The organism is Arhodomonas sp. AD133 (assembly GCF_051195215.1).
Taxonomy (GTDB): domain Bacteria; phylum Pseudomonadota; class Gammaproteobacteria; order Nitrococcales; family Nitrococcaceae; genus Arhodomonas.
In genome coordinates, this window is the sequence record NZ_JBNAZM010000019.1 from 22,865 (window position 1) to 32,081 (window position 9,217).

Annotated in this window: 1 protein-coding gene; it reads left to right on the forward strand. The window is 69.5% G+C overall.

The window, feature by feature from the left end:
- Window positions 1-670 precede the first annotated feature (670 nt).
- The gene (locus ACPEES_RS12330) at window positions 671-9,181 is read left to right on the forward strand and encodes an SDR family NAD(P)-dependent oxidoreductase (RefSeq protein WP_435103795.1); all 8,511 of its coding nucleotides are present in this window, start codon (window positions 671-673) and stop codon (window positions 9,179-9,181) included.
- The last annotated feature ends 36 nt before the right edge of the window (window positions 9,182-9,217 follow it).

Sequence of the window (9,217 nt, forward strand, 5' to 3'; positions counted from 1 at the left end):
ATGGTCGCGAGACTCAATCCCCGTTTTCAGACCAATTAGCACAGAACGGGAGCATATCCAGACGCCGATTCGGTTGCCCGCCCAACGGGCCATCGTGTGGCCGGCACGGGTGAACGCCGAAATCGTGACCGGCTGGCGGCTTGCGATAGGAACCACGTGACGAACACAGGAACGGAACGCGACTGCTCTGCCACGCAGGTGACCACATCGTAGCCTAAGCGGGTCAACTTCAAGTGAGCGCACGGTGCCGGCGGGGCGCTTGAAACCGATCCGGAGCGACAGCCCGGACCGGCAGCCGGAGGGTCACTCAATGTTCATCTCGCGACCTTGACATGCCGGAGTGAGAAGCTACGATTCTCAGGAACTGTGTCTGGCGACGTATCGAAGACCAGCTCTCGAATAGGGGATTCGAGCAGGACGAAACAAGAAGAAGCTTAGTTCTTCGACAGGGATATCAGGGGACAGGGTCGCAACTCCAGGAAAACGATAAGAATAATCAGTCAGCCGCACCCGCGCCGGCGAATTCGTCTGTCTTCGGATTGACTCCCTTCTCTGTGGCGTCCCGCGAAAGCGTCTTTTGCCTTCGTGGTTTGACTCGCGTTGACCGCGCACACCGTGCGGTGCGCCGTCATCGGAGCGAACCGACAAGGACTTGTTGGGGGGGTGTGGAATGGCGGATGGAACGTTCGAACTGAAGTTCAAATTGGTGCCCGAGAATCCTCTGCTGAGTGGCCACGTTGTCTACGGACGACGGCTCATGCCGGGGGTTGGTTACGTGGACTTGGTGCTCCAGGCGCTGCGCCGCCAGCAAGTCCCGCTGCCGCAGGTGGAGCTGCGCAACCTTTCCGTTCTGGCACCGCTGGTCGTCGCCGAGGGCGAGCGGGCGCAGATGACCGTTGCGGGCCGGCCCGTGCCTGCCGGTGGGCTTCGCATCGAGGTTCGCAGCCGGCGGGAACATGACAGCACCGAGGTGCTGCACGCCGTGGCGAACGCCAGCCCGACCGAGCCCGCGATCTTCCACCAGACGCTCTCCCTCCCGATCCCGGGTGCTGAAAGCCAGACGCATTTCGACGAGATCTACGACTGGTGCCGGGAGCACGAGCTCGTTCACTCGGGCTTCATGAAGATCGACGGCGTCGTCCATCACCGTCCGGACGACTGGGTCGCCGAGCTGCAGCTCGCGCCAGAGCACCGGGCAACCGCCGACGCCTTCGCCTTCCATCCGGCGCTTTTCGAGGGCGGCCTGCTCGGCGGTGGCATCGCGCTCAGCATGCTGCACGCGGATTCCGATGGGCCGGGACTCTACCTCCCGTTGACGTTCGAGTCCTTCCAGGCGTCGGGCTCGCTGGGCAGCCGCTGCTTCGTGCGGGTTCCGGCACGCTCGATAAGCCGTGACGACGAGCTGATACGGCTCGCGGTGGAGTTTTACGACGAGCAGGGCCGCCAGGTCGCCGAGATCGGGCAATTCGTGGCGAAGCGCGTGCCCGAGGCCGGCGCGCTGGACGTGCGTGAGGACGGGCCCGGGACGAAGCCGGCGCGCCAGGCGAGGCCCGCCGGTACCCAGGCAGCCGCTGCACCCACCGGACACAGTGAGGCGATGACGTCACTGCTGCGCAGACTCGTCGCGGAGCGATTGGACTGTTCCGCCGACCAGGTCGGCATCCACGCGGGATACTACGACCTGGGCCTCGCCTCCGCCGATCTCCTCTCCCTGGTCTCCGATCTGGAGAACGCGCTCTCGCTGTCGCTGTCGCCCACGCTCCTGTTCGAACACAAGACGATCTCGGCGCTCGCCGCCTGGCTGGAGACGCAGACGGATGCCCCGACGTCCGGGGCATCCCGCGACGGGACGGATCCGGCGCGGAGCCCGGTGGAGCGTTCGCAGGTGTCGGAGGCGGCGCACAGCGGGCTCCGGGAAGCGCTGATCGACGAGATCGCGGCGCTGCTGAGCATCCCGGCCGAGGCAGTCGAACCGACGAGCGATTTCGCGGAGTTCGGGCTTGACTGGACGGCCTGCGCGCAGCTTACCAGCCGGCTGAACGAGCGCTACGAGCTGTCGCTGGACTCCACCGTCTTCTCGCAGTGCCGCTGCGTCGACGCCCTCGCGGCATTCCTGGCGGATCCGAAACCGGCCGCCGGCGGTCCGGCCGACGCCTACGCACGCTCCCTCGGCGCCGCGCCGCCTGGCGTTGCCGCGCCAGAGGACACGGGAAGCCGCCCGCTGCTTCAGAGCCTGTCCGAAACGGGCGACGAAGCCGTCTTTGAAGCGGCGCTGGACGGCCGCGAGCCGTTCCTCAGGGATCACCGCGTGCGTGGCGACCTGGTTCTGCCCGGCGTGGTGCACCTGGAGCTGGCGCACCAGGCCGTCCGTCACGCCCTCGGCGATCCCGAACCGAATCGCGTACACCTGGACGATATCGTGTGGTTGCGCCCGGCGGTCTGTGGCACGGACGGCCTGAAACTGCGCATCACGGTTCGGCATCAGGCGGGCGGCGCGGCCGGGTTCAACATCGAGCATGTCCACGATGACGGCGCCCTCACCCTGTGCAGCCGCGGGCGTGCGCGCCTGGGCGATGCCGACGAGCGCCACGTCGACCTGGATGCGCTGCGCGCGGCGACTGGCGCCGCCGCCCACGACCACGCCTGGTTCTACGACTTCTACACCCGCGCGGGGCTGGACTACGGCCCGGCGCAACGCTCGGTACGGGAGATCCGCACCGGGCAGGACGCGCAGAATCGCTCCCAGGTGCTCGCTGAGCTGCACACCCCGGGGGAAGCCGGATTCGCCGGCCGTCTGCGCCTGCACCCGAGTATCGCGGACGGCGCCCTGCAGGCGACCCTCGGGCTGTGGCTAAGCGGCGAAGGCACCAGCGGCGACTCCATGCGCGTGGCGCTGCCCTTCAGCCTGCAACGTCTGCACACGCTACGGCCGACGCCCGAACGGGCCTACGCCTGGGTTCGCCACCAGGCGAACAGTGACGCGAAAGCCGGCTCCGCACGGCTGGACGTCACCATCGTGGACGAGCATGGCAATGTGTGTGCCGAGCTCGACGGCCTCGGCACCCGCGTACTTGCCAGCGACGGCGAATCGGAGGGGAAAGCCCCCTCGCCCAGGCGTCCGGCTTCCAGCCACGCGTCCGCGCCCGGCGACAGTCCGCAATCGAACAGTAGTCCCGGCGTCCGAGCGGTGGCGTCGAACGCGGACACGGACATCGCCATCGTCGGTGTGAACGGGCGGTACCCGGAAGCCGCAGACCTCGACGCCTTCTGGGAGAACCTGCGCAGCGGGCGCGACTGCATTCGGGAGATCCCCAGGGAGCGCTGGGATCGCCGGCGCCTCTTGGAGGGCAACGATCAGCCGGCCACCCGGTGGGGCGGCTTCCTTGACGGCATCGACCGCTTCGACCCGCTGTTCTTCCAGATCTCGATGCTGGAAGCGGACTATCTCGACCCCCAGGAACGGCTCTTCCTCGAATGCGCCCACCACGCCCTGGAGGACGCCGGCTACACCGGCCAATCCCTCGCTCGTGCCCTGGAGGGACGGACCGGCGGCGCCAGGGGGCGGGACGTCGGCGTGTTCGTCGGCGTGATGTATCAGGAATACCAGCTGTACGGGGCACAGGCACAGGCCCTCGGCCAGCCCGTCGCACTCTCGGGCAGCGCATCCACGGTGGCCAACCGGGTCTCGTACTTCTACGACTTCCACGGCCCGAGCATGGCCGTCGACACCATGTGCTCCTCGTCGCTCACGTCGATCCACCTGGCGTGCGAATCGATCCGCAGCGGTCAGTGCGGCGCGGCGCTCGCCGGTGGTGTGAACCTGAGCCCCCACCCCAACAAGTACCTCATGCTCGGCCAGCGCCACTTCCTCTCCAGCGACGGGCGCTGCCGGAGCTTCGGCGAGGGCGGCGATGGCTACGTGCCCGGCGAAGGCGTGGGGGCCGTCCTGCTCAAGCCGCTGCAGGCCGCGGTTGCGGATGGCGACCACATCTACGGCGTGATCAAGGGCACGGCGCTCAACCACGGCGGGCGCACCACGGGGTACTCCGTACCGAGCCCGGTCGCCCAGGGCGAGGTGATCGCCAACGCCCTGTCGGTGGCGGGGGTGGACCCGCGCTCGCTGACTTACCTGGAAGCCCACGGCACGGGCACCTCGCTGGGGGATCCCATCGAGATCGACGGCGTGATGAAGGCCTTCCAGCAAGCCGGGGGCGTGCCCGAGCACTGTGCGATCGGCTCGGTCAAGTCCAACATCGGGCACGGCGAAAGCGCCGCCGGGATCGCCGGGGTCACCAAGGTACTGCTGCAGATGCAACACGGCGAGCTGGTGCCCAGCCTCCATTCCAGCCGCCTGAATCCGCACATCAAGTTCGATCGCACGCCCCTGCGGGTGCAGCAGCGGGTGGAGCCCTGGCGCCGGCCCGAGCGGGAGGTCGCCGGCGAGCCCCGGGCATTGCCGCGAATCGCCGGCGTGTCGGGCTTCGGCGCCGGCGGCTCGAACGCGCACGTCATCCTCGCCGAGTACATCCCGGAACCGGAGACGTCTCGCGCCCCGGCGGGTCCGTCGGTACCCGCGCTGTTCGTGTTGTCGGCCATGAGCGGGGAGCAGGTCGTCCAGCAGGCGCAACGGCTCTCCGCGCGCCTGGCGCAGCTCGACGATGGCGAACTTCACTCCGTGGCCTGGACGCTGCAGACCGGCCGGCTGGCGCTGGATGAGAGGCTCGCGTTCGCCGCCTCCTCCATACGGGATGCCCGCGCCGTGCTGGACGCGTATGCGGCCGCTCCCGACCAACCGGGGCCGTGGCTGCGCGGCACGGTGCGCCCGGGACAGGAACCCGCCCCGGAGGCGCTGGCCGCTGCCGTATCCGCCTGGCGGGCGCATGCCGAACACGAGGAGCTGCTGACTCTTTGGACCAAGGGCGCCGAGGTGGACTGGGACGCCGTGCGGCCGGCTTCCGTGCGTCCGCGACGCATCAGTCTCCCCGGGTACCCGTTCGCGCGGGATCGCTGCTGGGTGGATATCGACGTTCCGGGGGAAGCCTCCGCCACCGCCCTGCCGCCTGCCGCCACGACGACGGCGGAAGCGCCGGCGCCGGAGGGCGAGCTGGTACTCCTGTCACCCGTATGGCGCGCGCAGCGCGATACCGCCTCGCGGGAAGACCGCGTGCCTGGCGGAAACGCGCCGGACGCGGAACGCCACGTTCTCGTCGTCGCCCGGCCGGGGAACGCGCTGGCGGCGTCACTGGTAGCCACCCTGGGCCCGGACGTCCACACCGAGGTGATCGACCTCGCCGGGGACTCGCTGGCCACTCAGTACGAGCAGCTGGCGACGCGCCTGTGCGAGCGGATTCGCGGCCTGCTCGAACGCGGGGTGCGCCGGCGGACGATCCTGCAAGTCACCGTGGTCGGCGCCGCCGGGGGCGACGAGCGGCAACGCCTGGGTTGCCTGGGCGGAGTGGCCGGATTGCTGAAGACGGCCCATCAGGAGAACCCGCTCCTGCTCACCCAGTACGTCGAGTGTCTCGACGAGCCGTCCGCCGGCCTCGTGGCGTCCCGCCTCGCGCAGGAAGCACGTCTCGAAAGCCCGGTGGAGGTCCGCTACCGGGACGGGCAGCGCTGGACCATGACGTTCGAGCCGGTGCCCGATAGCGCGCCGGCCGCCCCCTTCCGGCGAGACGGCGTGTACCTGGTCACCGGCGGCGCCGGGGCGCTCGGCCTGGTCGTGGCGCGCGACATCGCGGCATCGGCGGGTGAGGCCACGGTGGTCCTGGTCGGCCGTTCCGAGCTGCGGGAGGACCAGCAGCGCGCCCTGGACACGCTCCGCTCAACGGGGCTCACCGTCGAATACCGGCGCGCCGACGTGGCGGAAAGAAATGCGGTCGCCGACCTGCTGGCCGACGTTACGCGGGCCCATGGCCCGCTGACTGGCATCGTGCACAGCGCCGGCGTGATCCGGGATGGCTTGCTCGCAGGCAAGCCCACCGACGATGTCCGGCACGTGCTCGGCCCCAAAGTGGCGGGCCTCGTCCATCTCGACGAGCTGAGCCGCGAGCAGCCGCTGGAATGCTTCCTCTGCTTCTCCTCGATCGGCGGGACGTTCGGCAACGCCGGGCAAGGCGACTACGCGGCCGCCAACGCCTTCATGGATGCCTATGCGGGCTACCGCAACGGCCTGGTGGACGCCGGACGCTGCAGCGGCAGAACCGTTTCCATTGCCTGGCCACTGTGGGACGAGGGCGGCATGGGCCTGGATGGCCCGGTCAGGGAGCGACTGGAGCGCGCCGGCCTCGCACCGCTCGACACGCCCCGGGGTCTCCAGGCCATGCGGCTCGCCCTGGGCGCGGCGAACGATGGGCTCGACACCGGACGGGTCGTCGTCCTCGTGGGCGAGCGCAGCCGGCTGCTCGCGGAGCTCGTGAAGGAAGACCGCGCCGAGGCGCTCGGCCATGGGGCCGCGAATCCGGCGCCGGAGCGAGCGACCCCCGCGCAGAGCGAGACAGCCGGCGAGCCACAGCAATCCGGACATTCGCGCGGCTTCGAGGACCGGGCCATCGCGCAGTTGCGGCGCGTACTGGCCGCCGCGCTCAAACTCGCACCGGGCCGCATCGATCCGGATGCGTCTCTGGAGCGTTACGGCATGGATTCCGTCATCGCCGTGGACGTGGTCTCGAAACTCGAGAGCGCATTCGGCCCCCTGTCGAGCACCCTGCTGCTGGAAGTCCAGACCATACGCGCGCTGGCCCGGCACCTGCTCGAAGAGCACCCGGCGCAGGCGCAGACCTGGATCGGCGTCGACCGCGAATCGGAAGCCGCCCCCGCGGAAACCGCCGGAGCGAACGAGGCGGAATCCAACGCACCCGATCAAGACACTGCCCACTCGGTGACCGCTCCCACTCCGAGCTCGGGCCCACGGGTGGAAGAACCCCGAAGCGACGACATCGCCATCATCGGCGTCACGGGCCGCTACCCGATGGCCGAAGACCTGGAGGCTTTCTGGGCCAACCTGCGGGACGGTCGGGACTGCGTCACCGAGTTACCGGCCGAACGGTGGGCGGATGAGGGCTTCGACCCATCCGGACTGCCGCCTGCCTGGGGCTCGTTCCTCGACGGTATCGACCAGTTCGACCCCCTGTTCTTCGGCATCTCGCCGCGGGAAGCCGCCGCCATGGATCCCCAGCAGCGGCTCTACCTGGAGACCGTGTGGCTGCTCTTCGAACACAGCGGGATTACCCAGCAGGTGCTCGAACAGCGGTACCGGCGCAACGTGGGCGTCTACGTGGGCAGCCAGTACCAGATGTATCGCACCGACGGGGGCGATGCCGGACTCGCCGCCCTGACCTCGGCGGCGTCCTACAACCTCATCGCGAACCGGGTATCCCACTTCTTCGGCCTCGAAGGACCGAGCCTGGCGGTCGACAGCATGTGCACGTCATCGACCATGGCCATCCACCTGGCCTGCGCCGACCTGCTGCGAGGCGAAACCGAGCTCGCCGTGGCCGGGGGTGTCAACCTGACCGTCCATCCGGAGAAGTACCAGGCGCTCTCCGAGATGCAGCTGCTGGGCAGCACGCCGGGCAGCCGCAGCTTTCATGGCGGCGACGGCTACATTCCGGCGGAGGCGGTGGGCGCCGTGCTGCTCAAACCCCTGGAGGCCGCGTTGCGCGACGGCGATGACATCCGCGCCGTTATCAAGAGTACTGCCTCCATGCACGGCGGCCGAGCCAACGGTTTCATGACACCGAGCCACCGCACCCGGGTCAACGTCATGCGCCGCGCCCTGGAGCGCGCCGGCGTCGAGCCGGAGTCGATCGGATACGTGGAAGCCTCGGCGGAAGGGTCCGCGATGGCCGATAACGTCGAGGTCCGGGCGCTGCGGGAAGTCTTCCAGGGAACCACCGAGCCCGTGGCACTGGGCACCGTGAAGTCCAACCTCGGACATCCGGAGGCCGCCTCCGGCATCGCCCAGATCACCAAGGTAGTGCTGCAGCTGGAACACGGTGAGTTGCCGCCGTTCGTCGAGGTCGGCCAGCCCGACGAGGCCCTGGACCTGGCGGACACCCCGCTTCACTTCTGTGACCGGCTCTCTCCCTGGCAGCCGCGCTCCCAGGCCGACGCCAACGGCCGCCCCGCCCCACTCCGCGCGCTGGTCAACTCGGTGGCGGCCGGGGGCAGCCACGTCAGCCTCGTGGTCGAAGCCCCGCCGCCCGCGGAGCCCGTCGACGAGCCGACAGCATCCCCGGCCGACGATTTCCAGCTCGTCCTGCTGTCGGCGCGAACCCCGCGGCAGCTGCGCGTCGCCGCCCAGCGCCTGCACGATTACCTGCAGGCGGAGCGCCCGGCGAGCCTGGCGGACATCGCCTACACCACGCAGCTCGGGCGCGAAGCGCTCGACGAGCGCCTCGCCGTCGTGGCCCGCAGCCGCGAGGAGCTCGCCGATACCCTGGCGCACTACTTCGCCAGCGACCAGCCCGAGAGCGACGCCGAGTCCCTGCTGCGCGGCGGCGGCTCCCTCTACACCGGCAACGCCGATCGCGATCCGGGCGCACTCGCCGTCGCCCTCTCGGGCGCCCGGGGCGAGCAGCTCCTCGCGGGCCTCGTCGCCGACCGGGATCTCGAACGGCTCGCCGAGCTCTGGGTTGCCGGCGCCGACATACCCTGGCGAGGCCTGCACGACGGTCGCCGCAAGCTGGTTCCCCTGCCCGCGACGGTATTCGACCGTCGCCGCTGCTGGATCGGCCGCTCCGCGCGGACGCCGGCGTACGAGCAGAGCGCCGGTATCGACGACGGCGCCGGCGCCCTGGACACCCGTCCGGCGCCGGCGCAGGACCACCCGGAGGCCACCGACGCGGAGCGAACCATGGTGGACGCCTGGTCGCAGCTTCTCGAGTTGGCACCCGACGAGCTCGAGCCAACGAGCGACTTCTTCGCCCTGGGCGGCGGATCCCTGATGGCGTCCCGGCTCGTCAATCTGCTCAAGCAGCAGACCGGCGTCGAGCTCTCCGTGCAGGCGGTTTTCGAATCCCCCCGGCTTTCCGACCTGGCGTCGGTGCTGGCGCAGCACATGGCGGCGGCAACGAACGGTGCGGATCAGGACGTCGACATCGACCGCGTCCTCGAAAGCATCGCGCTCATCGAGGAGATGAGCGAGGCGGATCTCGAGGCACTGGAGTCGCAGAACTAGCTGCTGAAGTCGCAGAACCAGCTGAAGGAACAAGCG